30 protein-coding genes and 1 tRNA gene are annotated in these 25,918 nt (G+C 65.1%); 10 read left to right on the top strand and 21 right to left on the bottom strand.

Translation table 11 applies throughout. The features are described from left to right. Positions 1-94: 94 nt before the first annotated feature. From QW887_RS14715 to QW887_RS14680, 8 genes are all read right to left on the bottom strand, one after another. Positions 95-481 carry a hypothetical protein gene (locus QW887_RS14715; protein ID WP_316194659.1) on the bottom strand — a complete coding sequence of 129 codons (387 nt, stop codon included), beginning with the start codon at positions 479-481 and terminating at the stop codon, positions 95-97. Positions 482-492: 11 nt separating this feature from the next. Beyond that, entirely contained in the window at positions 493-996 is a 504-nt protein-coding gene (locus QW887_RS14710) for a hypothetical protein (RefSeq protein ID WP_316194658.1), read from the bottom strand. A gap of 23 nt (positions 997-1,019) precedes the next feature. Further along, on the bottom strand, positions 1,020-1,253 hold the full coding sequence (locus tag QW887_RS14705) for a hypothetical protein (protein ID WP_316194657.1): 234 nt from the start codon (positions 1,251-1,253) through the stop codon (positions 1,020-1,022). Further along, entirely contained in the window at positions 1,240-1,674 is a 435-nt protein-coding gene (locus QW887_RS14700) for a hypothetical protein (protein WP_316194656.1), read from the bottom strand. Before QW887_RS14700 ends, QW887_RS14705 begins: the two co-directional genes overlap by 14 nt. A gap of 51 nt (positions 1,675-1,725) precedes the next feature. After that, the gene (locus QW887_RS14695; RefSeq protein ID WP_316194655.1) at positions 1,726-2,322 is read right to left on the bottom strand and encodes a DUF6714 family protein; all 597 of its coding nucleotides are present in this window, start codon (positions 2,320-2,322) and stop codon (positions 1,726-1,728) included. 220 nt (positions 2,323-2,542) lie between these two features. Then, complete coding sequence (locus QW887_RS14690; RefSeq protein ID WP_315716864.1) at positions 2,543-3,835, bottom strand: TRAP transporter large permease; 1,293 nt, start codon at positions 3,833-3,835, stop codon at positions 2,543-2,545. Continuing rightward, positions 3,826-4,371 carry a TRAP transporter small permease gene (locus tag QW887_RS14685; RefSeq protein ID WP_316194654.1) on the bottom strand — a complete coding sequence of 182 codons (546 nt, stop codon included), beginning with the start codon at positions 4,369-4,371 and terminating at the stop codon, positions 3,826-3,828. The genes QW887_RS14690 and QW887_RS14685 overlap by 10 nt, the downstream gene beginning before the upstream one ends. Before the next feature lie 105 nt (positions 4,372-4,476). After that, the gene (locus QW887_RS14680; protein ID WP_315716866.1) at positions 4,477-5,448 is read right to left on the bottom strand and encodes a TRAP transporter substrate-binding protein; all 972 of its coding nucleotides are present in this window, start codon (positions 5,446-5,448) and stop codon (positions 4,477-4,479) included. A gap of 479 nt (positions 5,449-5,927) precedes the next feature. On the opposite strand from QW887_RS14680, the gene QW887_RS14675 reads away from it, so the two are divergent. The 7 genes from QW887_RS14675 (at position 5,928) to ptsN (ending at position 12,782) form a co-directional block, all read left to right on the top strand. Beyond that, on the top strand, positions 5,928-6,542 hold the full coding sequence (locus QW887_RS14675) for a ribonuclease D (protein WP_315716867.1): 615 nt from the start codon (positions 5,928-5,930) through the stop codon (positions 6,540-6,542). Between the two features lie 161 nt (positions 6,543-6,703). Continuing rightward, positions 6,704-7,405, top strand: coding sequence for an LPS export ABC transporter periplasmic protein LptC (gene lptC, locus QW887_RS14670; RefSeq protein ID WP_315716868.1), 702 nt, complete (start codon positions 6,704-6,706; stop codon positions 7,403-7,405). A gap of 4 nt (positions 7,406-7,409) precedes the next feature. After that, a complete protein-coding gene (locus QW887_RS14665; RefSeq protein WP_315825671.1) occupies positions 7,410-8,102 on the top strand; it encodes an LptA/OstA family protein in 693 nt (230 codons plus the stop codon). A 352-nt stretch (positions 8,103-8,454) separates the two neighbouring features. Then, the gene (gene lptB, locus QW887_RS14660; RefSeq protein WP_315825670.1) at positions 8,455-9,468 is read left to right on the top strand and encodes an LPS export ABC transporter ATP-binding protein; all 1,014 of its coding nucleotides are present in this window, start codon (positions 8,455-8,457) and stop codon (positions 9,466-9,468) included. Between the two features lie 212 nt (positions 9,469-9,680). Beyond that, complete coding sequence (gene rpoN / locus QW887_RS14655) at positions 9,681-11,318, top strand: RNA polymerase factor sigma-54 (RefSeq protein WP_315825669.1); 1,638 nt, start codon at positions 9,681-9,683, stop codon at positions 11,316-11,318. Between the two features lie 72 nt (positions 11,319-11,390). Further along, positions 11,391-11,993 (top strand): ribosome hibernation-promoting factor, HPF/YfiA family, encoded by a 603-nt coding sequence (gene hpf, locus QW887_RS14650; protein ID WP_315741249.1) that lies wholly within the window; start codon positions 11,391-11,393, stop codon positions 11,991-11,993. A 327-nt stretch (positions 11,994-12,320) separates the two neighbouring features. Beyond that, the gene (ptsN, locus tag QW887_RS14645; RefSeq protein ID WP_315716874.1) at positions 12,321-12,782 is read left to right on the top strand and encodes a PTS IIA-like nitrogen regulatory protein PtsN; all 462 of its coding nucleotides are present in this window, start codon (positions 12,321-12,323) and stop codon (positions 12,780-12,782) included. Here the strand turns inward: ptsN and QW887_RS14640 are convergent. From QW887_RS14640 to QW887_RS14595, 10 genes are all read right to left on the bottom strand, one after another. Beyond that, the gene (locus QW887_RS14640; protein ID WP_315729361.1) at positions 12,743-13,615 is read right to left on the bottom strand and encodes a hypothetical protein; all 873 of its coding nucleotides are present in this window, start codon (positions 13,613-13,615) and stop codon (positions 12,743-12,745) included. The genes ptsN and QW887_RS14640 overlap by 40 nt on opposite strands. A 312-nt stretch (positions 13,616-13,927) precedes the next feature. Next, the gene (locus QW887_RS14635) at positions 13,928-14,431 is read right to left on the bottom strand and encodes a GNAT family N-acetyltransferase (RefSeq protein ID WP_315825668.1); all 504 of its coding nucleotides are present in this window, start codon (positions 14,429-14,431) and stop codon (positions 13,928-13,930) included. 161 nt (positions 14,432-14,592) lie between these two features. Continuing rightward, positions 14,593-14,856 carry a DUF1150 family protein gene (locus QW887_RS14630; RefSeq protein WP_009026315.1) on the bottom strand — a complete coding sequence of 88 codons (264 nt, stop codon included), beginning with the start codon at positions 14,854-14,856 and terminating at the stop codon, positions 14,593-14,595. 57 nt (positions 14,857-14,913) lie between these two features. After that, a complete protein-coding gene (locus tag QW887_RS14625) occupies positions 14,914-15,339 on the bottom strand; it encodes an Hsp20 family protein (RefSeq protein ID WP_006613108.1) in 426 nt (141 codons plus the stop codon). A gap of 134 nt (positions 15,340-15,473) precedes the next feature. Beyond that, entirely contained in the window at positions 15,474-16,553 is a 1,080-nt protein-coding gene (locus QW887_RS14620; protein ID WP_315825667.1) for a sn-glycerol-3-phosphate import ATP-binding protein UgpC, read from the bottom strand. Between the two features lie 129 nt (positions 16,554-16,682). Then, entirely contained in the window at positions 16,683-17,531 is an 849-nt protein-coding gene (gene ugpE / locus QW887_RS14615; RefSeq protein ID WP_315825666.1) for a sn-glycerol-3-phosphate ABC transporter permease UgpE, read from the bottom strand. Beyond that, positions 17,531-18,412 carry a sn-glycerol-3-phosphate ABC transporter permease UgpA gene (ugpA, locus tag QW887_RS14610; protein ID WP_315716879.1) on the bottom strand — a complete coding sequence of 294 codons (882 nt, stop codon included), beginning with the start codon at positions 18,410-18,412 and terminating at the stop codon, positions 17,531-17,533. The genes ugpE and ugpA overlap by 1 nt, the downstream gene beginning before the upstream one ends. Before the next feature lie 50 nt (positions 18,413-18,462). Continuing rightward, positions 18,463-19,782, bottom strand: a complete 1,320-nt coding sequence (gene ugpB / locus QW887_RS14605; RefSeq protein ID WP_315716880.1) for a sn-glycerol-3-phosphate ABC transporter substrate-binding protein UgpB — start codon at positions 19,780-19,782, stop codon at positions 18,463-18,465. A gap of 202 nt (positions 19,783-19,984) precedes the next feature. Further along, a complete protein-coding gene (locus QW887_RS14600) occupies positions 19,985-21,187 on the bottom strand; it encodes a CaiB/BaiF CoA-transferase family protein (RefSeq protein ID WP_315825665.1) in 1,203 nt (400 codons plus the stop codon). Positions 21,188-21,308: 121 nt separating this feature from the next. After that, positions 21,309-21,734, bottom strand: coding sequence for an organic hydroperoxide resistance protein (locus QW887_RS14595; RefSeq protein WP_009026309.1), 426 nt, complete (start codon positions 21,732-21,734; stop codon positions 21,309-21,311). Positions 21,735-21,903: 169 nt separating this feature from the next. Here QW887_RS14595 and QW887_RS14590 point away from each other — a divergent pair, with 169 nt between their 5' ends. Beyond that, entirely contained in the window at positions 21,904-22,365 is a 462-nt protein-coding gene (locus QW887_RS14590) for a MarR family transcriptional regulator (RefSeq protein ID WP_315716963.1), read from the top strand. A gap of 7 nt (positions 22,366-22,372) precedes the next feature. Here QW887_RS14590 and QW887_RS14585 read toward each other — a convergent pair whose 3' ends face one another. From QW887_RS14585 to QW887_RS14575, 3 genes are all read right to left on the bottom strand, one after another. Then, positions 22,373-22,609 (bottom strand): GIY-YIG nuclease family protein, encoded by a 237-nt coding sequence (locus QW887_RS14585; RefSeq protein WP_315716882.1) that lies wholly within the window; start codon positions 22,607-22,609, stop codon positions 22,373-22,375. A gap of 415 nt (positions 22,610-23,024) precedes the next feature. After that, positions 23,025-23,100, bottom strand: a tRNA-Ala gene (locus QW887_RS14580). An 81-nt stretch (positions 23,101-23,181) separates the two neighbouring features. Beyond that, entirely contained in the window at positions 23,182-23,586 is a 405-nt protein-coding gene (locus tag QW887_RS14575; RefSeq protein WP_315716883.1) for a TIGR02300 family protein, read from the bottom strand. A gap of 151 nt (positions 23,587-23,737) precedes the next feature. Here QW887_RS14575 and aroA point away from each other — a divergent pair, with 151 nt between their 5' ends. Both aroA and cmk read left to right on the top strand, forming a co-directional pair. Then, positions 23,738-25,075 carry a 3-phosphoshikimate 1-carboxyvinyltransferase gene (gene aroA, locus QW887_RS14570; RefSeq protein ID WP_315716884.1) on the top strand — a complete coding sequence of 446 codons (1,338 nt, stop codon included), beginning with the start codon at positions 23,738-23,740 and terminating at the stop codon, positions 25,073-25,075. Next, positions 25,072-25,710: a (d)CMP kinase gene (cmk, locus tag QW887_RS14565; protein WP_315716885.1), complete on the top strand. Its 639-nt coding sequence runs from the start codon at positions 25,072-25,074 to the stop codon at positions 25,708-25,710. Before aroA ends, cmk begins: the two co-directional genes overlap by 4 nt. Positions 25,711-25,918 lie beyond the last annotated feature (208 nt).

Raw genomic sequence — 25,918 nt, 5'->3', positions numbered from 1 at the left:
ACAACTGCGCAAGCATCGCGAAGTACTGACGAACCGGTGGTTGGCGCCCGCCGTCCGGGCGCCCCGATTGGCGAAAACGGCCGTTGGCTCAGCGTCATTCGTCGCTCGTGCAATAGATCGAAACTTCGATGCCGATGCCGGCCTGGCCGGCAGCTGCTGCCAGCCCAGCCGGAATCTTCAAGGACGTCGCCGCCAGCGATGACGGAAAGGTCACGGCGACGTCGAGGATTGGCGATCCAATGCGGCCGTCGACGCTCAGCTTTCTCAAGGCGTCCCCTACCGACTGCACGCAATCGATCGCCGCGGTCCATTCATCCGGATCGTCCGCGATGTCGATCTGGGCGTAGGCCGATGTGCCATCCCTGGATGGCTCGTGGCGGCTCAGCGGCCCTCCCAACGCCGCCTCCAGCTCTTCCCGCGACAGCGCGGCGTCCGGGATGCGGATCACGATACATAGAGGTCGCCGGCCAGCCATGGTCATCCCTGCCTCCATCATCGTTCCGCGCGTTGCCAACCGTCGATCGCGATCAACCGCCTGACGAGAGCTCCGCCGCCGAAGCCCCGGTAGATATCCAGCCGGTCGTCATGGGAGAGGACGAGCAACTGGCGTCCAGGCTTCGCAGTCAGCACCGCGTCCCAGCCGAGATCGAGCGCGAAGGCGATCAACTCCGACAGCAGCGCCGCTTCGCCTGCCTCGAGCCGGTGGCCCGGCGCGTCGTACAGCCGGCGGGTCTCGCCATGCGCGGTCCGCCAGCGCCGGTAACCGTGCCATCGCTCGTCATGGGCGTCGTGCTCGCCGTAGCCGTCGCCGCTCAGACTGAACAGGAACAGCAGCGTCGCCTCGGACATGGCTCCGGCCGCTTGCGCGATCGCATTTGCAGCGGCGGAATAGTCGCGCCTGCCGCTCTTGTAATAGAGAATGGATTTGGGCCCGTCGTGGGAGGCGACCTCTCGCCCGAGCCTCTGCTCCAGCGCACGCGTCTCGGCGCGCGGCAAAAATCTCATGACGCTCGTCCCACCTAAACCTCTCGGTGACGCCGGACCAGGATCATGCCGGCCTCCGGCGCGTCATAATGGGTCAGGCCCTGCCGGTCCCAAACGATCATGACACCCCGTTGCAGATAGGCCCAAGCCTGTTCCGGATAGTCGTCGGAGTATTCGCGGGTGTCGATCGAGCAGACGACCCTGCCGCTCATGCCGGCGACGCTCACCTCGTCGCCGAGTCTCGCGATCCGACCGTCAGGGTAGTGCATATCGGGCGTCCTTCCGTTCGGGGTCATCTTCGCCGCAGATCTGACAGGGATACACGGTGATGCCGACGTCCGCACCGAGCCCAGCGATCCGGAGCAGGAGATCGGCGGGGATCGTCACGTCGAGCGCGGGGAAATCACGGCCGCCTTCGAAGCCATAGGAGAAAGTGCGCGACGTGCAGCCGTTCCACAGCTCTTGCGCCGTGCCAGGCAGCGATTCGATCAGGGTCAGGAATTGCAGCGTGCATGTGATCGGATGTGGCGATCCGGTGCCGTTGGTCTCCAGCACCAGCAGGAATTCCTGCTCATGCTCCTGATGATGCAGCACGTGGACGCGCTCGTCGAGATGCGCGATCAGCGACGTGAAGTCGGACTTCGATTTCAGGACGAGATCGAGATTGAGGAAGTGCGACAGTGCGGCCATGGGTTCACGCAGATGACTGCGCGCCAGGGGCGCAGAGTGTTTCGCTGTTGATCATCGTGCTTGGCCCCAGACGACATCGAGTTCTTCGAATAGATGGCGCTCGACGGGATCGGCCGCCTTGTCCGGGAGCTCGCGAACCTGTTTCAGGTAGAAGCGGATCGCATTGCGCTGGGTGTCGGAGAAGCCTTCCCAGAATTGAAGCCAGACCGGCCGGTCCGTCCGGCGCCGACGGCCCGCCGGCAGCAAGGAGTCGAGTGCCCAATCCAGATAGCTGGTGTCATTGAGCACGCCGACCAGCAGCGACGGCAGATAGTAGCGGAACGTATCGGGATGCAGAAAGCACCTCACGGATGAAGGGTGACCGATCATCAGCCAGTCGTAGAGCGTGACGTCGGTCCAACGCCGTTGCGCCAGCCGCCCGACGAGTTCGTGGGGGATGTCGCCCCCTGCTTGCGCGCCGCCTTCGATCCAGAACGTATCGGGCAGCGGCTCTGTCGGAAAAGCTGTCCGCATCAAGGTGGATAAATCGATGATCATGGCTGGTCGGCTTGTGTGTCGTTCGGCGCGGCAGCGGGGCGGCTGTTGCCGACCGTCGCGTCGGCAACGTAACTCGCGCAGACGCACAACATCGTAGCAAACGACCGACAATTTGAGCGATTTTCGCCTGGGCGGGCGATGCCGCCAACCTCTACATGGCGATGATTCCGAGCTCGAAATATGACAGCAGGACCTCTGAGCCGACGCGGCGCAAGATCGGCATCGTCGCGCGGTCCTGCGTGACGAGAGCGCCGGCGTCGAAGTCTGGGACGACGAGCAGCAGCAGTGTAGTCGCGGTTCGCCGGCCAAGACCGGCGAACGCTCGGACGACCTATCCCTTATACCCCATCAGCAGCCGCGGCAGCCACAGCGAGAACGCCGGCACGTAGGTCACGAACATCAAAGCGGCGATCAGGGCGGCGTAGAACGGCAGGATGGTGCGCATGACGGCGCCGACCGAGATGCCGCCGATGGCGCAGCCGACGAACTGCGTGGTGCCGACCGGCGGGGTGTTGAGGCCCAGCGCGCAGTTGATCAGCATCAGCATGCCGAACTGCACCGGATCCATGCCCGCCTTCATCGCGATCGGCAGGAAGATCGGAGTGCAGATCAGGATGGTCGCCGCCATGTCCATGAACGTGCCGAGCAGGAACAGGATGACGTTGATCAGCAGGAAGATCATCCAGGGCTGCGTCGACACCTTGCTCATCAGGTCGCCGGCGAAATCGGCGACTTCGTAAAGTCCCATCAGGTACTGGAACATGGTGGAGACGCCGATCAAGAGCAGCACCACGCCGGTCGTCTTGACCGCCTTGGCGGCGGCCCGCAGGAAGTTCTGCAAGGTCATCGTGCGGTAGATGAAGAACGTCAGCAGGATCGTGTAGGTGACGGCGACGGCCGCGGACTCGGTGGCCGTGAACACGCCGGACAGGATGCCCGCCAGGATGATGCCGACGATCAAGAGGCCGGGCAGCGCCGCCGCGAACGAGCGGAACACTTCCGCCCAGCCCGGAAACTTGCCGGCGGGATAGCCGCGCTTCACGGCGACCGCGTAGGCCGCGACCAGCATGCAGACCATCAGCACGAGCGCCGGCAGAAGACCGGCGGCGATCAGCGCGCCGATCGACACCTTGCCGCCGGCGGCGAGCGCATAGATGATCATGTTGTGGCTGGTCGGCATCAGAGCGCCGACCAGCGAGGCGTGGGTGGTGACGTTGACGGCGTAGTCGGTGTCGAACCCTTCCTTCTTCATCATCGGGATCATCACCGCGCCCATCGCCGACACGTCGGCCACGGGAGAGCCGGAGACGCCGCCGAACAGCGTGCAGGCGACGACGTTCGACATGCCGAGCCCGCCGCGGATGTGACCGACGAGATTCTTGGCGAGCTGCACGATCTTGTCGGCGACGCCGCCATGCAGCATCAGCTCGCCGCTGAAGACGAAGAACGGGATGGCGAGGAACGAGAAGATGTTCATCCCCGACATCATCTGCTGGAAGATGACGGCAACCGGCAGGCCTTCATAGAGGATGGTGCAGATCGCCGAGAGGCCGATCGCAAACGCAACGGGAACGCCGAGGACCAGGAAGCCGAAGAAGGTGACGCCGAGAATAATCAGTTCCATGAGGGGACGACCTCTTCGCCGCGCAAGAGAGCAATGATGTGCTCGATGGAAAACATGACGATCAGGATTCCCGAAGCGATCAGCGGCACGTAGCGGACGACTTCGGGCAGGCCGAGATTGGCGATCTTCACGGTGCCCACGGAGGCGCCGAGGATCCAGCCGTTGTAGGCCATTGCGACGCCGAACATCGCGACCAGTACGTGGATGACGAGCTCGATCTTTTCCCGCATATGATCCGGCAGCATCACGAGGAGGCTGTCCATGCCGATATGGCCGGCGTCGCGAACGCCGACGGCGGCGCCGATCAGCGTGACATAGAGGATCAGGACCAGCGCCAGGTTCTCGGTCCAGGTCGGGCTGGAGTTGAGCACGTAGCGTCCGAACACCTGGTAGAACACGATGGTGACGATGACGAGCAGGCCGGCGACGGACAGATACATGCCCAAGCGCGCGATGATGGCGTTGATCCGCGTCAGCGGGCCGCGCGACGGGCGCCCCTCCGGCTGCTCGTGGTCTGCGACGTGTGGGTCTGTCATTCCCGTCCCTCTCCCCTGCCTGCGTCCGGCGTCGCCGCGTGGCGACGCCGGGGCCGGCTACTCTTGCTTGGTGATTGTTACTTCGCGGCTGTGACTTCGTGTCCGCTACTTCGTGTCCTGGATGCGCTTGACGAGGCTCGAGAGCTTCTCGTCGCCGGCGAACTTCTGGTACACCGGCTTCATCGCGTCGACGAATTCCTGCTTGTTGGCGATCGTCACGACCTGGACGCCAGCGGCCTCGACGGTCTTGCGGGAGGTCTGCTCGCGCTCGTCCCAGAGCTTGCGCATGACCGGGACGGATTCCTTTGCCGCCTTGCGGATCATCGCCTGATCCTCCTTGCTCAGCGTGTCCCAGACCTTCTTGGACATCACGAGGACTTCGGGCGCCAGCGAGTGCTCGGTGACGTTGTAGAACTTGGCGGCCTCGAAGTGGCGCGAGGACTCGTAGGACGGCCAGTTGTTCTCGGCGGCGTCGACGAGGCCGGTCTTGAGCGCGGTGTAGACCTCGCCATAGGGCATCGGGGTCGGGTTGGCGCCGAGGCTCTGGATCATGCCGACCCAGAGGTCGGACTGCTGGACGCGGATCTTCAGGCCCTTGAGGTCGGCGAGCGACTTCACCGGCGCCTTGACCGTGTAGATCGAGCGCGCGCCGCTGTCATAATAAGCCAGGCCGACCAGGCCGGCGGGCTCCATGGCCGCCAGGATCTCGTCGCCGATCGGCCCGTCCAGGACGTTGCGCATGTGCTGCGTGTCGCGGAACACGAAGGGCAGGCACAGCGCGACGGTCTCCGGCACGAAATTGTTGAGCGGCGAGGAGTTGATCCGCATCATGTCGAGCGCGCCGATCTTGAGCTGCTCGATCGTGTCCTTCTCGGAGCCGAGGGCGCCGTTCGGAAACACCTTGACGCCGAGCTTGCCGCCGCTCGCGGCGGCGAGCTGCTTGCCCATGAACTTGACGGCTTCGACGGTCGGATAATCGGCGGGGTGCACGTCGGCGGAGCGGAAATCGCGCGCGGTCGCCAGCGGCGACGAGACCGCCAGCACAGCGGCCGCAATGATACCTGTAAGTGCCTTCATCTTGGCTTCCTCCTCAATTGATTATGTCGTTGTTGGGCAGATGCTGCAGACCGCCTTGGGTCGCTGCGCTCCAGATGCGAAGTCCTGCGACAATATCACGCGTAGGGCCAGTGGCTATTTCTGTCCAAGCCAAAGGCGGCATCGATCAATGCAAGAGTTGCATCGATCGATCGGGTGCGATCTGGCGCGATGCAACCAGCGGGTCGACCGCCCTCAATGAGGACGGCGCCGCCTCGGACGGCCGCGGAGACACTGCCGGCGCCACCTCAGATGCGATCACTTGAGATGCGATCACTTGGCCCTGTCCGGCCCTTGCGCCCGGGCGGCGGGGCTGGCATTCCCACGGCTGATCTCCGGACCGGCCCGGCGCGTTTGCCGGTTGGTTACCAGCGCCGGGCTACAGCCGGTTCCCGAGCGCTTCCCGCGGCGTTGCTCCGGCCCGTCGCGTCCGATTTCGATTCGACGAGGTTTTGAGAGCCATGACCGTACGCCTGCACCGCGGCGACCTGCCTGATCTTTCCCGCTATACCTCGTCGGTCGCGATCGACACCGAGACGATGGGGCTCAATCCGCACCGCGACCGGCTGTGCGTGGTGCAGCTGTCGCCCGGCGACGGCTCGGCCGACGTGGTGCAGATTCCCAAGGGGCACACCGACGCGCCGAACCTGAAGGCGCTACTCGGCAACCCGGACATCACCAAAATCTTCCACTTCGCGCGCTTCGATGTCGCGGCGCTGTTTCACGCGTTCGGGGTGATGCCGCAGCCGGTCTATTGCACCAAGATCGCCTCGCGGCTGGCGCGCACCTATACCGACCGCCATGGTCTCAAGGACCTCGTGCGCGAGCTGCTCAACGTCGATCTCTCCAAGCAGCAGCAGTCGAGCGACTGGGGCGCCGAGCAGCTCAGCGAGCCGCAGCTCGCGTATGCTGCCTCCGACGTGCTGCATCTGCATGCGCTGCGCGAAAAGCTCGACGGGATGCTGGCGCGCGAGGGGCGGCTGGCGCTGGCGCAGGCCTGTTTCGCGTTCCTGCCCCACCGCGCGACGCTCGATCTGGGCGGATTCGAGGCCGAGGACATCTTCGCGCATTCCTGAAGCCGGCGAATCGCGGGCGCGTTCACGATCATTAATGTCTCGTAATGATCGCAGGCCGCCCCGCGTCGCGATTTCGCGCCAGTTCCAGGCTGCAATGGTGAAGGCGTCCATGGTAGGATGGGTGCTGTTTCGCGCACCTCCCCGTGTCCGTCGGAGCCCTGGTGAACTCGGTCCACAACCCCGCCTATGACCCCACCCTGCAGGCGCGCTTCGCGGTCGCGGCGCGCCACAGCCGCTTCGTGCGCGTGCTGCGGGTCGCGGTGCCGGCGGCGGTCGGACTGGCGATGGCGGTCGTGATCGGCATCGCGCTGTTCAATCCGTTCCACATGGAGATCAACACCCCGAATCTCACCGGCAACCTCGTCATCTCCGGCCGCAAGATCACGATGGAGACGCCGCATCTGACCGGCTTCACGCCGGACCAGCGGCCGTATGATCTCGTCGCCCGGAGCGCGGTGCAGGACCTCACCGATCCCGATCACGTCGAGCTCAACATCCTCCGCGCCAAGGTGCTGATGGAGGATCAGTCGACGGTGACCTTGAAGGCGAATACCGGCGTGTTCGACACCAAGCAGCAGCAGCTCGAGCTGACGAAGGATATCCTGCTGACGACGTCGACGGGCTACGAGGCGCGGCTGAGCCGGGCCTCGGTCGACATGGCCAAGGGCACCGTGAGCTCGGACGAGCGCGTCGACGTCAAGCTCACCAACGGCACGCTCTCCGCCGACCGCCTGCGCATCACCGACAATGGCGAGGTCATCCGCTTCGAGGGCAATGTGATGATGAACCTCGACAACATGAATGCCGCTCCGGCCACGACGGCGAGCGCCGATCCCGGCCGTCCGGCCCGCAACGTGAAGTGACCTCATGACCACGTGCCGTTTCATTCCCGTAGCGATTCGCGGCGCCGGCTTCGCCGCGCTGGCGTTGCTCGCGCTTGCCGACTCATCGCAGGCGCAGAGCGCGACCACCGGCGTGCCCAACGCGCTGCAGGGGTTCTCGCAGAATCGCGACCAGCCGATCCAGATCGAGGCCGCCGCGCTCGAGATGCGCGACAAGAAGAAGGAGGCGACCTTCACCGGCAACGTCAAGGTCGTGCAGGGCGACACCACCATGACCTCGAAGTCGCTGGTGGTGTTCTACGACGGCGGCGCCCAGCCGGGCGGCGCCAAGGCGACCAAGGCCACGCCGGCGGCGACGCCTGGGCCGGACGGCAGCTCGGCGATCCGCCGTCTCGAGGCGCGCGGCGACGTCAAGGTGACCCAGAAGGACCAGGTCGTGACCGGCGAGACCGCGGTCTACGACACCAAGACCAACATGATCTCGATGCAGGGCGGCGTGGTGCTGACCCAGTGCAAGAACGTGATGCGCGGCGACCGGCTGACGGTGGACATGACCACCGGCGTGTCGCGCGTCGAATCCGACAGCGGGCGCGGCGTCCAGGTGCTGCTGCCGCAGGCGGGCGCGGGCGCCGGCGCCGGCGGCGGCTGCGGTTCGTCGACGGCCTCGGCTCCGGGCAGCGCCGCGCCGCTGCAGCTCGGTCCAGGCAAATCGAAGTGACTTCAATTATTTAGCAAAACGCCGGCGGCCCAGTTGAACCGCGCCGTTGCTGCCTCTATCTAGCGAGCGGGCGGTTCTGTCGCAGGGCCGATGCAACGGGAGGCCGTGGAACCCGTTGCGTGGCTGCGAAAGAGTGATGCCGGACACGATTGCGATCTTGCGATCGGTCGCCTGCGTGGCGACCGCGACTTCGCCGTCAGACGACAAACTCCGAAGCGCGGCCTGCCGCGCTTTGGCCGGCCTCGCGCTCCCTGTGATCCGCGAGAGGTGAGATGCGTTCGCTCGCGGTGAGCGGGCGAGCCAGCGCTGCGGTCGATGACGGGCAGCCTCGAAGGGCGTAAGCGAAGCGGGGATGGTGGATCTACTCGGCATGTTTCGTGGGCGTCCCGCCAAGCGCGGCCAGCGAGGCTCCTCGCGCCGGCGCGACGACATCACGGCCATGGACGATCCGTTCGGCAATTCCTACAGCGATGATCCGCTCGCCGCGCTCGCCGACTCCGTGCGCGATGAAACGGTGCCGCGCATCAATCCGCGCTCGCCGCAGAACACCGAGCAGATCCAGCGCAAGCGGCCGGCCTCGCAGCCGACGCCAGCCAGGCCGCGCAACAATGGCGCGGGGGGCGGTCCGCAACTGCTGCGCCGGCCGGGCTTCCTCGCCGTGCATTCGATCGAGAAGAGCTTTGGCAGCCGCCAGGTCGTGCGGGGCGTGTCGATCTATGTCCGCCGCGGCGAGGCCGTCGGCCTGCTCGGGCCGAACGGCGCCGGCAAGACCACCGTGTTCTACATGATCACCGGCCTGATCAAGGCCGATCGCGGCGCCATCGAGCTCGATGGCCATGACGTCACGCGGCTGCCGATGTATCAGCGCGCGCGGCTCGGCATCGGCTACCTGCCGCAGGAGGCCTCGATCTTCCGCGGCCTCACCGTCGAGCAGAACATCCGCGCCGTGCTCGAAGTGGTCGAGCCGTCGCGCAAGAAGCGCGAGCGCGAGCTCGACGCGCTGCTGGAAGAATTCACCATCACGCGGCTGCGCAAGTCGCCGTCGATCGCACTGTCCGGCGGCGAGCGTCGCCGCGTCGAGATCGCCCGCGCGCTGGCGACGCGCCCGAACTACATGCTGCTCGACGAGCCGTTCGCCGGCATCGATCCGATCGCGGTCGGCGACATCCAGCAATTGGTGCGCCATCTCACCAACCGCGGCATCGGCGTGCTCATCACCGACCATAACGTCCGCGAGACGCTCGGCCTCACCGACCGCGCCTACATTGTGTACGCGGGGCAGATTCTCACCGAAGGCAGCCCGGAGGAGATCGTCGCCGATCCCGACGTGCGCCGGCTGTATCTCGGTGAGGAATTCCGGCTGTAGGATTGCCGACGCGGTATTCGCAGGCTTTTGTCGCGACCGCGACAAGCGACGCAACCACTACGATCAATGCTGTTTCCAGCGAGTCCTCGCGGGCCGGTAACTGCGTCTTCCGCGCGCGCCATACTCCGTTTTTCTTATTCGTCAAGCCGTGTACATCGCGCGCGGATTAGGATAAGCAAGAATTGGACCAGTAAGGGAATGTTCTTGCTCCCATGGCGTTGACGCAGAGATTAGAATTCCGCCAGTCGCAGTCGCTGGTGATGACGCCGCAGCTGATGCAGGCGATCAAGCTGCTGCAACTGTCCAATCTCGACCTCTCCACGTTCGTCGAAGAGGAGCTGGAGCGCAATCCGCTGCTGGAGCGGGCCAGCGACGGTCCGGAAGCGCCGGTCGCGGGCGAGCAGCAGATGTCCGAGCGCGCCGAGTTCTCGGAAGGTGGCGAGACCGGCGGCGACGATTTCGGCGAGGCCGGCGGCAGCGGCGGCGACAGCTTCGAGGGCGCCCAGGAAGACTGGATGAGCCGCGATCTCGGCACCCGTACGGAGATCGAACAGACGCTCGACACCGGACTCGACAACGTGTTCTCCGAGGAGCCGGCGGAGGCCGCGGCGCGCAATGCGCAGGACGCCGCGCCGACCACCTACACCGAATGGGGCGGTGGCGCCTCGGGCGACGAGGACTACAATCTCGAAGCCTTTGTCGCGGCCGAGACCACGCTGTCGGATCATCTCGCCGAGCAGGCGGCGGTGGCCTTCACCGCGCCGGCCGACCGCATGATCGGCCAGTACCTGATTGATCTCGTCGACGAGGCCGGCTATCTGCCCGCCGATCTCGGCCAGGCCGCCGACCGCCTCGGCGCCGAGCAGGCCGACGTCGATGCGGTGCTCGGCGTGCTGCAGACCTTCGATCCGCCCGGCATCTGCGCCCGCAATTTGAGCGAATGTCTCGCGATCCAGCTGCGCGAGCTCGACCGCTACGATCCGGCGATGCAGGCGCTGGTCGAGCACCTCGATCTCCTGGCCAAGCGCGACTTCGTCGCTCTTCGCAAGCTGTGCGGCGTCGACGACGAGGACCTCGTCGACATGATCGGCGAGATCCGCAGGCTCGACCCGAAGCCGGGGCTGAAGTTCGGCACCACGCGCACACAGACCATGGTGCCCGACGTCTACGTGCGCCCGGGTCCCGACGGCGGCTGGCTGGTCGAGCTCAACAGCGACACGCTCCCGCGCGTCCTGGTGAACCAGCACTATTACTCCGAGCTGTCGAAGACGATCCGCAAGGACGGCGACAAGTCCTACTTCACCGACTGCCTGCAGAATGCGACGTGGCTGGTGCGCGCGCTCGATCAGCGCGCCCGCACGATCCTGAAGGTGGCGACCGAAATCGTGCGCCAGCAGGACGGCTTCTTCACCCACGGTGTCGCGCATCTGCGGCCGCTCAACTTGAAGGCCGTTGCGGATGCGATCCAGATGCATGAATCGACCGTGTCGCGCGTCACCGCCAACAAATACATGGCGACGAATCGCGGCACGTTCGAGCTGAAATATTTCTTCACCGCCTCGATCGCATCGGCTGATGGCGGCGAGGCGCACTCGGCGGAAGCCGTGCGCCATCACATAAAGCAATTGATCGATGCGGAAGATCCCTCCGCAATTCTCTCCGACGACACCATCGTCGAGAAGCTGCGGACCGCCGGCATCGACATCGCCCGCCGCACGGTCGCGAAATACCGGGAGGCGATGCGGATCCCGTCCTCGGTGCAGCGCCGCCGCGACAAGCAGAGCATGCTGGCGCATGCCCTCTCGGCTCCCGCCAGCGCCGACCGCACCCGGGATGCCGCGTCAGTTTGACCGCTGCGCAAGATTGCGCCTTAACCAAATAGGCTTAGTGTCATACTTGGTTCACATGAATCGAGGCGACACATGACCCTGCGGATTTCCGGAAAGAGCATCAGCGTCAGCGAAGCGCTGCGTGGGCGCGTCAGCGAGCGCACCGACGAAGTCTTGCGAAAATACTTCGACGGCAACTATTCCGGCCATGTCACGCTCTCCAAGGACGGTTTCGGGTTCAAGACCGATTGCGCGCTGCACCTCGATTCGGGCATCACCCTCGAGGCCGAATCGAACGCGCCGGACGCCTATGCCAGCGCCGACCAGGCGCTCCTGATGATCGAGAAGCGCCTGCGCCGCTACAAGAGCCGGCTGAAGGACCGCTCGGGGCGCAAATCCCATGCCGCCAATGCGGCGCTCGCCAATCTCGACGGCGCGGTACTGGATGCGCCGAGCTACGTGATCGAGGCGCCGGCCGAGGGCGACGAGGAGATCACCGGCTACAGCCCGGTGATCATTGCCGAGAACACCACGGCGTTGAAGCGCCTGTCGGTGTCCGAAGCCGTGATGGAGCTCGATCTTTCGGGCGCGCCCTGCATGGTGTTTCAGCACGGTTCCAGCGGCCGGGTGAACATCATCTACCGCCGCGCCGACGGCAATATCGGCTGGGTCGATCCGCCGGCGGTGAAACCGTAGCCGCGCGGACGCCTTCCAGGGATCTCCCGGCGGCGCGAAAACCGGTTCCCGATCAGGTGGTTGGCGGACCGGTTGCGACGTCACGCCACGGCAATGAAGGGATGCGATCAAGCGGTTGGGGCGCTGGCGCCTTCAGGCCGCCACGCTCCGGCGATCTTTAAGGATAGGCTGCGGGAACGCGCTTGCGGGTGTTGGCACGGCCGTTGCGTTGGGGTAGAAGCCCACCCATCGGACACGGGTTAAGCCCGCCTGCCGCCTCAGCTTCTTGACGCCGGTCTGTCCCGACCTATTTCGCACCCTGACGGTTCAATCACCTCGGAACGCCCTATGCCGATTACCGATCTGGTCGCACCCGAGGCGATCGTGCCGGCTTTGAAGGTCATCAGTAAGAAGCAGGCGCTGCAGGAGCTTGCCGCGCGCGCGGCCGCGCTGACCGGGCAGAACGAGCGCAACGTGTTCGAAGTGCTGCTGCAGCGGGAGAAGCTCGGAACCACGGCCGTCGGGTATGGCGTCGCGATTCCCCACGGCAAGCTGCCGAAGCTGGAGAAGTTGTTCGGCCTGTTCGCCCGGCTGGAGCGGCCGATCGATTTTGAGGCCATGGACGGCCAGCCGGTCGATCTGGTGTTCCTGCTGCTGGCGCCGGAAGGCGCAGGCGCCGACCATCTGAAGGCCCTGGCGCGGATCGCCCGGCTGCTCCGCGACCAGGATGTCGCCAAGAAGCTCCGTGCCTCGCGCGACGCCCAGGCGATCTATTCGGTGTTGGCGCTGCCGCCCGCTTCCGCCGCCTGACGTCGTATCGCGCCGCCCCGCAAGGACCGACAAAGCCTGCTGGCGAGCCTCCGCGCGGCCCCGAGCCCGTTCGTCCGCTCGCACGTGTGCAACGGCGTCGGCTCGTAGCCGAACTCGACGACGAGCTCCTGGAATGCCTCGCTGCGGAGCAGGTCGAAATGATGCGGCATCATTCGCTCCTTGTAGATGCCGACCTTCCGGCCGCGTCCCGACGACGTCAGGCCGCGGCCGAGCACATCGAGCTCCGCGGCCGTCTTGCGCGGAAGTCCCAGGTAGTCGCAGATGCGGTTAAGGACAGGAAACGACGACCGCGCCACATCGTCGATCGCGAGCTCTGAATAGAGCTCTTCGAACTTCACGGTCAGGCAGGCTGGCGAGTCCAGCCAGCTCATGAACTTCTTGATGCCCGATCGGGGCAAAGAGAGGAGGGTCGATGTGATTCGGGAGGCGTCATCGGGGTGAGCGGCCGATCCGGCCGACCGCAGATAGGCGTTCCACTTCCGCATCTTCGGGTAGGCCGCCGAGTGGTAGACGAAGTCGACCCAGCTCACGACGATGTCGCGGGGGTCGCGGACGATGAACAGCATCTTGTGTTCTGGTCTGCCCAGGAGGTATTGCTCGAGATACGGACAATACTCGGTGTGCGAGGCGCAGGAATAGCCGGAGCGCAGGGCCGACGCCCAGAGCGGGGCCGGAAGCGCGCGTCCGTAGTCGAGCGAACCGTCGGGATTCAGCTTGCTGATCGATGACGTGTAGGTGTGATAGCCGACATCGACATGACCGCCCAGCGCTCTGACGAGTTCGACCAGCAGGTACGTCCCCGCTTTCGGCACGCTGTTGCAGATGACGTAGTAAGGGCTGGGCCCAGGCGGAGGACTGTCAAGAAAGACGTGCCGGTTGGGTAGGGTCCCGAGCGCAAGCTCTCGAAAGACGGCTGCATCAAGCCGTGATCCATGCATCTGCCATCCCTACACATGCTCGTCACACATCGGACTAGCGCGTGCCGCAACAGGGACAACTTAAGGATTGGACACCTTCGCCTTAAACCGGGTCGGATTGTATCTGGTTGTCAAATCGACCGTTCCGGACATCGACGGAAACAAATTTCTCAAACGCACTTCAGCAGCCGCTTCGTCCTTGGCCGGCTATCGCAATGATCTCGCCATGTAGCGCACCGTCTTGGCGCCGCCATGGATGCCGGCCGTCGCCAGCGGCGCGAAGCCGAGCGCAGCATGAAACGCGTCCGACTGCGGATTGGGCGGATCCAGATTGACCTCGCAGACGATGCGGTCGTGGCCCGCCGCGGTCGCCTCCCGAATCAGCTCCTCATAGAGCTGCCGCGCCAGGCCCCGGCCGCGGGCGGCCGGCGCCACCACGATGCGGTCGACATAGACGAACCGATCGTAGCGCGCGCGAAACCAGCGGTGATTGGGATTATCGTAGACGGCGGCATGGTCGAGCGCGATCATCAGCGCGTCGGCCCTGCCAATTCGCCAGGCCAGCCATGCCCGATCGAGCAGTTGCAGGAGCGTTTCGGGCGTGAGCCACGACAGCTCGGAGGCATGCGCATTGTTGAGCGCGAGCAGTGCGTCCGCGAGCGCAGGATCTGCACGCAGTCCGGCCGGGCTCATGGGTGTCGTCAAGGTCATGCGCGAACATCGTTACGAGCAGAAAAAAGGGCCGTCCCCGTTTCCGGGGACCGCCCTCGTGTCAGTCCATGAGCTGCATGCTCCTCATGAGCATCGCGTCCCAATGAGCGTTGAGTCTCACGAGAAGCGGCCGTTGTCAGCGCTGCGGCTCGGCCTTTGCGTCAGTGGACGCTCACGGCCTGGAGTTCGTGACTCCACGCATTCGCAATCGCCGCTTCGCGGCTGTCGGTGAGCATGATCGGCGTGCCGTCGGCGGCATGCAAGGCGAACAGCTTCAGTCCCGGTGCGATGTGCGGCGCCTGCGGAAACAGTCCCGGTACGTCCTCGGAGCGGATCTGCTTCACGTAAGCGATGTGGCCCTCGCCCAAGGTCGCCAGCGACTCCAGGGAGACGGGGGATTCCGACGCAACATTACCTTCAGTCATGGTCTCGACTCCTTCTGAGACTCAAGCGGTCGAGTCCGCTACTCGTTCCATCAACCATTATTCGTGTTCATTGATCGCTATTGTCTTAACGATCCGCTCAGGCTCTGGCCTGGCCAGATCGACCGACAACAGCCCGTTCTTCAGGTCCGCACCAAGCACATGCATTCCCTCCGCCAGCACGAAGGTGCGCTGGAAGTGGCGCGCGGCGATGCCGCGATGAATGTATTGCCTGGTCTTGTCGTCCTGTTGCCGCCCGCGGATGACGAGCTGGTTTTCCTCAATGGTGACATCGAGTTGGTCGCGGGTGAAACCCGCCACCGCCAGCGTGATCCGCAGACGCTCGGGCTGGCCATTGGTGCGTTCGAACCGCTCGATATTGTAGGGCGGATAGCCGTCGGCACCTTTGACGACGCGGTCGAGCACGCGCTCGATCTCGTCGAAGCCCAGCAGGAACGGACTGGAGAGCGAAGGAACACGAGACATGGTTTACAAAGTCCTCTCGAAGCGACTTTGATGTATCAGGGCCCTGACGGCACCCCTTGAGCAGCAATATGGGCACGATCCGGGGCGCGTTCAAGCACCCCGAATGTGCCGGAACAGCCTGTCTGTGGAAGGGTTTAAACGGACAGCCGCCGACGGCCGTCGGCCGAGAACAGATGCAGCTTGGCCCGCGGCGCCACGGCGCGAATCCGTGCGCCGATCTCCGGCGCGGCGGTACCCGGCAGCCGCACGATGATGTCGTTGGCGGTCGCGGAGAGCCGGTCATCGCTGCCCGCGTCCTGGCGTGCGCCGTAGACATAGGTCTCGGCGCCGACATGCTCGATCGCCTCGACCCGGAGGTCGAGCCCGACCCCGCCCGCCGGAACGGTGTCGCCGAGCTGGAAATCCTCAGGCCGGATGCCGAGCTGGCCCGCTTCTTGGGGAACCGCGTCGGCGCCGAGCAGCTGGGCGCGCACGCCATCGGTCGGCATCAGGTTCATCGGCGGCGCGCCGATGAAGGATGCGACGAAGGTGGTGGCGGGACGCTGATAGATCTCGAGCGGATTGCCGATCTGCTCGACCTTCCCGCCGTTCATCACCACCAAGATGTCGGCGAGCGTCATCGCCTCGAGCTGGTCGTGGGTGACGTAGATCGCGGTGGTGTTGAGCCGGCGCTGCAGCTTGCGGATCTCGACCCGCATCGCGATGCGCAGCTTGGCGTCGAGGTTCGAGAGCGGCTCATCGAACAGGAACACCTTGGGCTGGCGCACGATGGCGCGGCCCATCGCCACGCGCTGGCGCTGGCCGCCGGAGAGCTGGCGCGGCTTCCGCTCGAGCATGGTGCCGAGCTCGAGGATGCGTGCGGCGTCCTCGACCCGCGTCCTGATCTCCTTTTCCGCCATGCCGCGATTGCGCAGGCCGTAGGCCATGTTGTTGTAGACGGTCATGTGCGGATAGAGCGCGTAGTTCTGGAACACCATCGCGATGTCGCGATCCGCCGGCTCGATCGCATTGACGATGCGGCCGCCGATGTCGATCTCGCCCGAGGTGATCGTCTCGAGCCCCGCGACCATCCGCAGCAGGGTGGATTTGCCGCAGCCCGACGGCCCGACCAGCACGCAGAACTGACCGTCGCCGACATCGATATCGACGCCTTTGATGGCTTCGAAGCCGCCCTGGTAGACCTTGCGGACGTTGCGGAGGGTGACGTTGGCCATGGCGGTTACCGATAAGGAGGAAGTGACGAGTGGCGAATGGCGAATAGGGAGTGGCGAATAGGGAAGGGCGAATGCATCCTCATGTTCGGATCTCCCTATTCGCCACTCGCCATTTGCTATTCGCCCCTCTCACTTTTCCGTCTCCACCAGCCCCTTGACGAACAGGCGCTGCATGACGACGACGACGAACACCGGCGGCAGCATCGCGAGCACGGCGGTCGCCATGACGACCGGCCACTCCGTCAGCGCGTCGGTCGTCGTGATCATCTTGCGGATGCCGATCTGGATGGTCTGCATGTCGTCGCGCGTCGTGATCAGCAGCGGCCAGAGATATTGATTCCAGCCGAGGATGAACAGGATCACGAACAGCGCCGCCATGTTGGTGCGCGACAGCGGCAGCAGGGTGTCCCAGAAGAAGCGGAACGGCCCGGCGCCGTCGATGCGGGACGCCTCCAGCAGCTCGTCCGGCACCGTCATGAAGAACTGGCGGAACAGCAGCGTGGCGGTGGCGGACGCGATCAGCGGCAGCGCGAGCCCGGCATAACTGTCGAGCATGTGGAGGTCGGCGACGATCTTGTAGGTCGGATAGATGCGCACCTCGACCGGCAGCATGAGGGTGATGAAGATGAGCCAGAAGATCGCCATGCGGAACGGGAAGCGGAAGTAGACGACCGCATAGGCCGAGATGATCGAGATCGCGATCTTGCCGACGGCGATCAGCAGCGCCATGACCAGCGAGTTCAAAAGCATGGTCGCAACCGGCTCGCGGGTCGAGCCGCTCGTGCCAACGAAGATCGTCTGATAGTAGGTCGACAGGAAGTGCCCGCCAGGCAGCAGCGACATCTGCCCGTTGGCGATCACCGCATTGTCCTGCGTCGAGGCGACGAATGCGAGATAGACCGGGAACGCGACGATCGCGATTCCGATCCACAGGATGGCGTGCGCGACGTAGCGTCGAATGCCTTCTTGCTCGACCATCAGTAGGTCACCTTGCGCTCGACGAAGCGGAACTGGATCGCCGTCAGCACGATGACGATGACCATCAGAACGACGGATTGTGCGGCCGACGAGCCGAGATTGCCGCCGAGCAGGCCATCGGTATAGACCTTGTAGACCAGCGTCTCGGTGGATTTGCCAGGACCGCCGCGGGTCATCGTGTCGATGATGCCGAAGGTCTCGAAGAAGGCGTAGACGATGTTGATGACCAGCAGGAAGAAGATGGTCGGCGACAGCAGCGGGAAGGTCACGGTCCAGAACCGCCGCATCGGCCGCGCGCCGTCGATCGCGGCGGCCTCGAGCACGCTCCGGGGGATGCTCTGCAGCCCGGCGAGGAAGAACAGGAAGTTGTAGGAGATCTGCTTCCAGGCGGCCGCGAGGATGATCTGCAGCGCCGCCTGGTCGCCGTCGAGCAGCGGATTCCAGTCGATGCCAACAGCGCGCAGATAGCGCGAGATCACGCCGAGCGACGGGTGGAGCATGAAGATCCAGAGCACGCCCACCACCGGCGGCGCCACGGCATAGGGCCAGATCAGCAGCGTCCGGTACAGCGTGACGCCGCGCAGCGGCTTATCCGCCATGACCGCGAGCAGCAGTGCGACCGACAGCGACGAGAGCGCGATGGCGAAGGAGAAGCCGAAGGTGCGGAGAATGGCCTGGAAATAGTCCGGCTGGCTGAGCAGGTCGGCGTAGTTCTCGAACCAGACGAAGCTCGTGGACAGGCCGAATGCGTCCTGCAGCAGGAACGACTGGATGACGGCCTGGATCGCGGGCCAATAGAAGAAGATCAGCACGATCGCGAGCTGGGGAGCGACCAGCACGAACGGCAGCAGTTTTGACTGAAAGATGGCGTTCTTCTGCATGGTCGGTCGGCGAGCCGGCAGGCCGCGGGGCGGCCTGCCGGCTCATGGCCTCACTTCACGGCCGTCTTTTCGAACTGGCGCAGCATCTGGTTGCCGCGCTCGACGGCAGCGTCCAGCGCCTGCTTGGCGGTCTTCTTGCCGGCCAGAGCCTGCTCGATTTCCTCCGACCAGACGTCACGCAGTTGCACCATGTTGCCCAGACGCAGGCCGCGGGAATTCTCCGTCGGTTCCTTGTTGGTCAGTTCGAGCAGCGGCGTCTCCAGATAGGGCTGATCCTTGTAGAAGCCCTCGGCCTTGGCCTTCGCATAGGCCGCTTTGGTGATCGGCAGATAGCCCGAGGCCTTGTGGATGTAGACCTGACGATCGGTGTCCGAGAGGAAGGTCAGGAACTTCGCCACGCCCTTGTATTCGTCCGCGCTCTTGCCGCCCATCACCCAGAGCGAGGCGCCGCCGATGATCGAGTTCTGCGGCGCGCCCTTGGCGTCCGGATAATACGGCATCGGCGCGGCGGTGAAGGCGAACTTGGCCTGGGCCTTGACGTTGCCGAAGAACGCCGACGAGGTCAGGTAGATCGGGCATTCGCCCGAGGTGAAGCGGCCCTCGCCGGTGTTGGTGCGGCCGGCATAGTCGTAGGTCTTGTCCTTCTGCAGCTCGACCAGGTTTTCGAGATGCTTGACCTGCAGCGGACCGTTGAACTCCAGCACGGTGTCGAAGCCGTCGAGACCGTTCGCCTTGCTGGCCAGCGGCACGTTGTGCCAGGCGGAGAGCTGCTCGAGATTGACCCAGGTGACCCACGAGCCCGAGAAGCCGCAGGTCGCATGGCCGGCCGCCTTCAGCTTCTTGGCGGTCTCGAACAGTTCGGGCCAGGTCTTCGGGATCTCGGCGTTGACCTTCTTCAGCTCGTCGAGATTGACCCACATCACCGTGGAGGACGAGTTGAAGGGGAACGACAGCATCTCACCCTTGGAGGTCGAGTAGTAGCCCGTGATCGCAGGCAGATAGCTCTTCGGGTCGAACGTCTCGCCGGCGTCCTGCATCAGCTTGTAGACCGGCTTCACGGCGCCGGTGGCGGCCATCATGGTGGCGGTGCCGACCTCGAACACCTGCATGATGTGGGGCGCATTGCCGGCGCGGAAGGCGGCGATGCCGGCATTCATCGTGTCGGCGTAGTTGCCCTTGTAGGTCGGGACGACCTTGTAGTCGGATTGCGAGGCGTTGAAATCGTTGGCGAGCTTGACGATGACGTCGTTGTTGGCGCCGGTCATCGCATGCCACCACTGGATTTCGGTCACGGCATGCGCAGGTGCTGCGGCGCTCAGGACCAGCGTGACTGCCGCAGTCGCGGCCGTCCAGAATTGGCGAAGTGACATTAAAGAATACCTCCCGTGAAACGTCATCGGCGTCGCGGCCGTAGCAGCGCGAGATGACAGTTTCGTGAATGTATAACCGGTTGGATCGTCAGCGGAAAGCGCGTTCATCGCGGCGGAACGCAGCGACTTGCGGGAGACGGCGCCGCGCCGGGGCGGTGCCCCGGCCGGCGCTGGCGGTGAGAGACGACAGGCTGATGGCGCCTCAGCGCTTGCGCTCGGCGCACACCGTGCCCTGGGACAGCAGCGCCTCGATCTCGCTCGGCGTGTAACCGAACTCGGTCAGCACCTCCTGCGCGTGCTGACTGAACTTCGGCGGGGTGGAGCGCAGGCTCGGCTTGGTGCGTTCGAGCCGGATCGGCGACGCGACGCCCTTGTACCAGTCCTTCTCGATGACATCGCCGCGGTAGATCGTGTGCGGATTGGTCAGCGCCTGGTCGATCTTCTGCACGGGTCCTGCCGGCAGACCGGCCGCGAGCAGCCGGTCGCACAGCGGCTCCGCCTCGAACTGGCTGAACACGGCGGCAAGCTCGGCGCGCAGCGCCTCGCGGTTGGCGACGCGATCCTTGTTGCGGGCGAAGCGCGGATCGGTGCCGAGTTCGGGGCGGCCGATCTCCTTGGCGAGCTTGCGGAAGGTGCCGTCATTGCCGACGCCGATGAAGATATCGTCGGTCTTGGTCGCGAAGATCGCATACGGAACGAGGTTCGGGTGCTCGTTGCCGGTCAGCGACGGCGGCTTGCCATGCATGAAGTAGTTTGCGGTATGCGGATGCATGATCGCGAGGCCGGTCTCATACAGCGTAACCTCGAGGAACTGACCGATGCCCGAGCGCTGCCGTTCCGACAGCGCCATCAGGATGCCGATCGCGGCATAGAGTCCGGTGGTGATGTCGACCAGCGGCACGCCGATCCGCATCGGTCCGCTCTGCGGCGAACCGGTCGCCGCGATCATGCCGGTCATCGCCTGGATGATCGCGTCGTAGCCGGGATTGCCACCGCGCGGGCCATCCGCGCCGAAGCCGCAGATGCGGCAGTGCACCAGCTTGGGGAATGTCTCGCGCAGCGTGTCGCTGCCGATGCCCCACTTCTCCAAGGTGCCAGGCTTGAAGTTCTCGATCAGCACGTCGGCCGTCTCGAGCATCCGCATCAGCACGGCGCGGCCGCCCTCGGAGGCGAGGTCGAGGCCGATCGAGCGCTTGTTGCGGTTGATCCCGACGAAATAGGCGGCGTCCTCATCGTGGAAGGGCGGACCCCAGTCGCGCACCTCGTCGCCGGCCGGCGGCTCGACCTTGATCACGTCGGCGCCGTGATCGGCCAGGATCTGCGTGCAATAGGGGCCGCCGAGCACGCGCGTCAGATCGATCACGCGCAGGCCGGCCATGGCGCCGGGAGCAAATTGGGGTGTCATCGGATGTCGCGAGGTTGGTTTCAGCTCGCGATCATTAAGCATTGCTGCGGCGGCGGCGCAAACGGGGGCTGCCATGCGGCAGGACAACGGAGGCCGTCCTGCCGCATGACGGAATTGAAGCTCAGACGACGCTCAGCTTGACGTCGACATTGCCGCGCGTGGCGTTGGAATAGGGGCACACCTCGTGCGCCTTGGCGACCAGCGCTTCGGCGTCGGCCTTGGCGAGTCCGGGCAGCGACACTGCGAGCTCGACGGTGATGCCGAAGCCGCCTTCGGAGCGCGGGCCGATGCCGACCGTCGAGGTCACCGACGTGTCGGCGGGAACCTTGGGGCCGCCCTGCGAGCCGACGAACTTCATCGCGCCGATGAAGCAGGCTGCGTAGCCGGCCGCAAACAACTGCTCCGGATTGTTGCCGGCACCGCCGCCGCCGCCGAGCTCCTTCGGGGTGGAAAGCTTGACCTTGAGCGAGCCGTCGAGGGTAGCGGCTTCGCCGTCGCGGCCGCCGGTGGCCTTGGCGCTGGTCTTGTAGAGCACGTTCACGGACATGGGTGTCTCCTGGTTGGATGGACGAATTCAGCGCGGCCATATTGCACACAATTAGATTGTGTACAATATAATTGTTCGGTAGAAAATTCGTGATCGGTGCGCCGGGCCCGTTGTCGATCCGAGGCGTGCGGGCTCAAGATGCCGATAGGATCGACCTGTGGTGACCTCGATGCGAAAGAAGTCCGCGGCAGACCTGCCGCTCCAGCTCGGCAACCAGCTCTGCTTCGCAGTCTATTCGACCGCGCACGCCTTCAACCGCGTCTACAAGCCCCTGCTCGACCGCCTTGGCCTGACCTATCCGCAATATCTGGTCATGCTGGTGCTGTGGGAGCAGGACGGCTTGACGGTGAAGGACATCGGCGCGCGGCTGTTCCTCGACTCTGGCACGCTGACGCCGCTGCTGAAGCGGATGGAGGCTACGCACCTGATCAAGCGGACCCGGTCGGCCGAGGACGAGCGTCAGGTGATCGTCACCCTCACCGCCCAGGGCGCGGGCCTGCGCGACAAGGCAAGGTCGATCGTGCCGCCCGCGATCCTGGATGCGACGGGCTGCTCGATCGCCGAGCTGGCCGACCTGCACGGCAAGCTGGTGCGCCTGCGGGAGCGGCTCGATGCGGCTGTGGAGGGGTGAGGGGGCTCTAAAGGCGCTTCTTCGCGAAAGCCCGGCCTGAACCCGACTTGAGAAATTTCTCGAAGGCAAATGCCTGCTTCACATCGCTGAAGGCAACGTAGGTCTTGAGCCGCCAAGGCCGAAACTTCGATGTGTGCGGGACTTCACCGGCATTGTGCTTCGTGACGCGGGCCGGAACGTCGTCGGTGATGCCTGCGTAGAAATGCTCGCCGTTGAGACTTTCCAGGATGTAAACGAACTTCATCGCAGGCCGCCCTCGACCCTTCACGGGCGCGAATGTGGCAGGTCGTGCTGCGTGGCGTCCAGAGCTTGGATGGGCTGAACTGCTCAGTCGACTGATGAAGGGGCATCATGGCCCGGAGCCTAGTCCGCCTTCGCCTTCCCGCCTCCGCCCAAGAGGGCTACGGCGTCCAGGCTACGGCGCGACAGCCTTCACTCGCTTCGCGCAACTGAGAGTTTGGGGTGGCTTGCCGAGCCGAAGCTCGCGAAGCGATGGGGAGAGAGCATTATCGCCCGGAGCCCAAGTCCGCCTTCGTCTTCCCGCCTCCGCCCAAGGGGGCTTCGGCGTCCAGACTACGGCGCGACAGCCTTCGCTCACTTCGCGCAACTGGCAGATTGGGGTGGCTTGCCGAGCCGAAGCTCGCGAAGCGAGCGAAGGCTGGTGGAGCCAGGCGGGATCGAACCGCCGACCTCTTGCATGCCATGCAAGCGCTCTCCCAGCTGAGCTATGGCCCCTGAACCGAGCCGGCGGTCTGGGTGACCGCCGGGGAGCACCGTGAACCACAGTTCGCGGCTGATCTCAAGTGTCTTCGACGATTATTCTTCGTCGCCGCCGACATCACCGATGATGTCGGTCACGTCCTCGTCGCCTTCTTCCTCGTCGGCGATGAAGGTCGAGTCATCATCCTCGTCATCGTCGAGCGTCTCGTCGATCTCGATGTCGTCCTCCGATTCGGGAACGACGGCCTTGACCTTGCCGGAGTTCTCCTCGGCGTCGGCCTCCTCGAGCGGCACCAGCTCCTCGGCCTCCGCGGGCTCGACCACGTCGGCCGCCGCAGCAGCGCGCGCAGCCTCGCCGCGCATGGCGCGGGTGGGCGCGATCGGCGCAATCGGCACGACCTCGCCGGTGTAGGGCGAAATCACCGGGTTCTTGTTGAGGTCGTAGAACTTTTTGCCCGTCGTCGGGCAAATGCGTTTGGTTCCGAGCTCGGATTTGGCCACGTGCAGGCGTCCTGGCAATGTCTGAAAAGCGGTGTCTCACTTGGCTAGTTGCCGCGCCGCTGTCAATAGCGCTGTCAACGGGAAAATCACCGCTCGTGACGGAGGGCGGGGGCTGTGATACCTGCCGCGTCCGAAACACGAGGATCCTGCCGTGAGCACGTCAATCGCCCCGACTCCCCTGGAATCACGCGCCTCAGGGCCCCTCTCGGGCACGATTCGCGTGCCTGGCGACAAGTCGATCTCGCACCGGGCGCTGATCCTGGGGGCACTGTCGGTCGGCGAGACCCGGATTTCCGGCCTGCTCGAGGGCGAGGACGTCCTCAACACCGCCAAATCGATGCGATCCCTGGGTGCCAAGGTCGAACGCACCGGCGATTTCGCGTGGACCGTCCGTGGCGTCGGGGTGGGCGGCTTCGCCCAGCCGAGCGCGCCGCTCGATTTCGGCAACTCCGGCACCGGCTGCAGGCTGGTGATGGGCGCCGTGGCCGGTTGCCCGATCACGGCCGTTTTCGACGGTGATGCCTCGCTGCGCAGCCGTCCGATGCGGCGCATCCTCGACCCGCTGGTGCTGATGGGCGCCAAGGTGACCGCGATCGCCGAGGGCGGCAAGCTTCCGTTAACCCTGCAGGGCGCCGGCAACCCGGTGCCGATCGAGTACCGCACGCCGGTGGCTTCGGCCCAGATCAAGTCGGCGGTGCTGCTCGCGGGCCTCGCCGCGCCCGGTGTGACCACCGTGATCGAGCAGGAGGCCAGCCGCGACCACACCGAGCTGATGCTGAAGCATTTCGGCGCGGAGATCGTGACCACGCCGGAAGGGTCTCATGGCCGCCGCATCGCACTGACCGGCCAGCCGGAGCTGCGTGGTGCGCCAGTGATCGTTCCCGCCGACCCGTCCTCGGCCGCGTTCCCGCTGGTCGCCGCGCTGATCGTCGACGGCTCGGACCTCGTGCTGTCGGACGTGATGACCAACCCGCTGCGCACCGGCCTGTTCACGACCTTGCGCGAGATGGGCGCCTCGATCGAGGAGGACGATGTCCGCGGCGATGCCGGCGAGCCGATGGCCCGCCTGCGCGTGCGCGCCTCGAAGCTGCGCGGCGTCGTGGTGCCGCCCGAGCGGGCGCCGTCGATGATCGACGAATATCTCGTCTTGGCCGTCGCCGCCGCCTATGCCGAGGGCACGACCATCATGCGCGGCCTGCATGAGCTGCGCGTCAAGGAATCCGACCGGCTGGAGGCCACCGCGGCGATGCTGCGTGTCAACGGCGTCAAGGTCGAGATCACCGGCGATGATCTGATCGTCGAGGGCCGCGGTCACGTGCCGGGCGGCGGCATCGTCGCGACCCACATGGACCACCGCATCGCGATGTCCGCCCTGGTGATGGGTCTCGCGTCCGACAAGCCGGTCAGGGTCGACGACACCGCCTTCATCGCCACCAGCTTCCCCGATTTCATCCCGCTGATGTGCAAGGCGGGCGCGGATTTCGCATGATCATCGCCATCGACGGCCCGGCGGCCTCGGGCAAGGGCACCCTGGCCAAGCGTCTCGCGGCGCATTACGGCCTCAGGCACCTGGATACGGGCGTGATCTACCGGGCGGTCGCGCATGCGCTACTGACCGCCGGCATCGACCTCAAGGACGAGGCGCGGGCGGCGGACGTCGCCATGAGCCTGGATCCCTCGAGCTTCGACAATCCGGCGCTGAGGTCGCACCAGGTCGGGTCTGCGGCCTCGGTGGTATCGGCGTTGCCGAAAGTGCGCGAAGCGCTGGTGGCTTTCCAGCGTCAGTTCGCAAGCCGGCCGCCGGGTGCCGTGCTCGACGGCCGCGACATCGGAACCGTGATCTGCCCGGACGCCGAGGTGAAGATCTACGTCGTCGCCGATCCCCGCATCCGGGCGCATCGTCGCACCCTCGAGGCGCTTTCACGTGGGGAACCGGCCGATGAGGCGGCCATTCTGGCCGACATCCTGGCGCGCGACGAGCGTGACCAGAACCGGGCCGTCGCGCCTTTAAAACAAGCCCCGGATGCTTACTTGCTTGACAACTCCCATTTGGATATAGAAGGCGGCGTCCGGGCCGCCATCGATATCGTCGAGGCCGTTCGAGCGGGCCGCCGGCGGGTTTGATTTCCGCCGGCGTCATTGGAGGAATGCCCGCTCCCGCCCTTGACCGTCGATAGCTCGATTGCGGTTCAATCGAGTCCGATCATCCGGACGCACTTCATACGTATCGCATGTGCAGGCACTGCCGGCCCGCGTTGTTTGCGCTTATAGCGCGGCGCGCGGACGTCTGGGGATTTGTGGACCTCCAGGCACTGTCCATTCGATGCGCCGA

The sequence above is a fragment of the Bradyrhizobium sp. SZCCHNRI3052 genome, from assembly GCF_032484895.1.
Taxonomy (GTDB): Bacteria; Pseudomonadota; Alphaproteobacteria; order Rhizobiales; family Xanthobacteraceae; genus Bradyrhizobium.
This window is presented reverse-complemented; position numbering and strand designations above follow the sequence as displayed.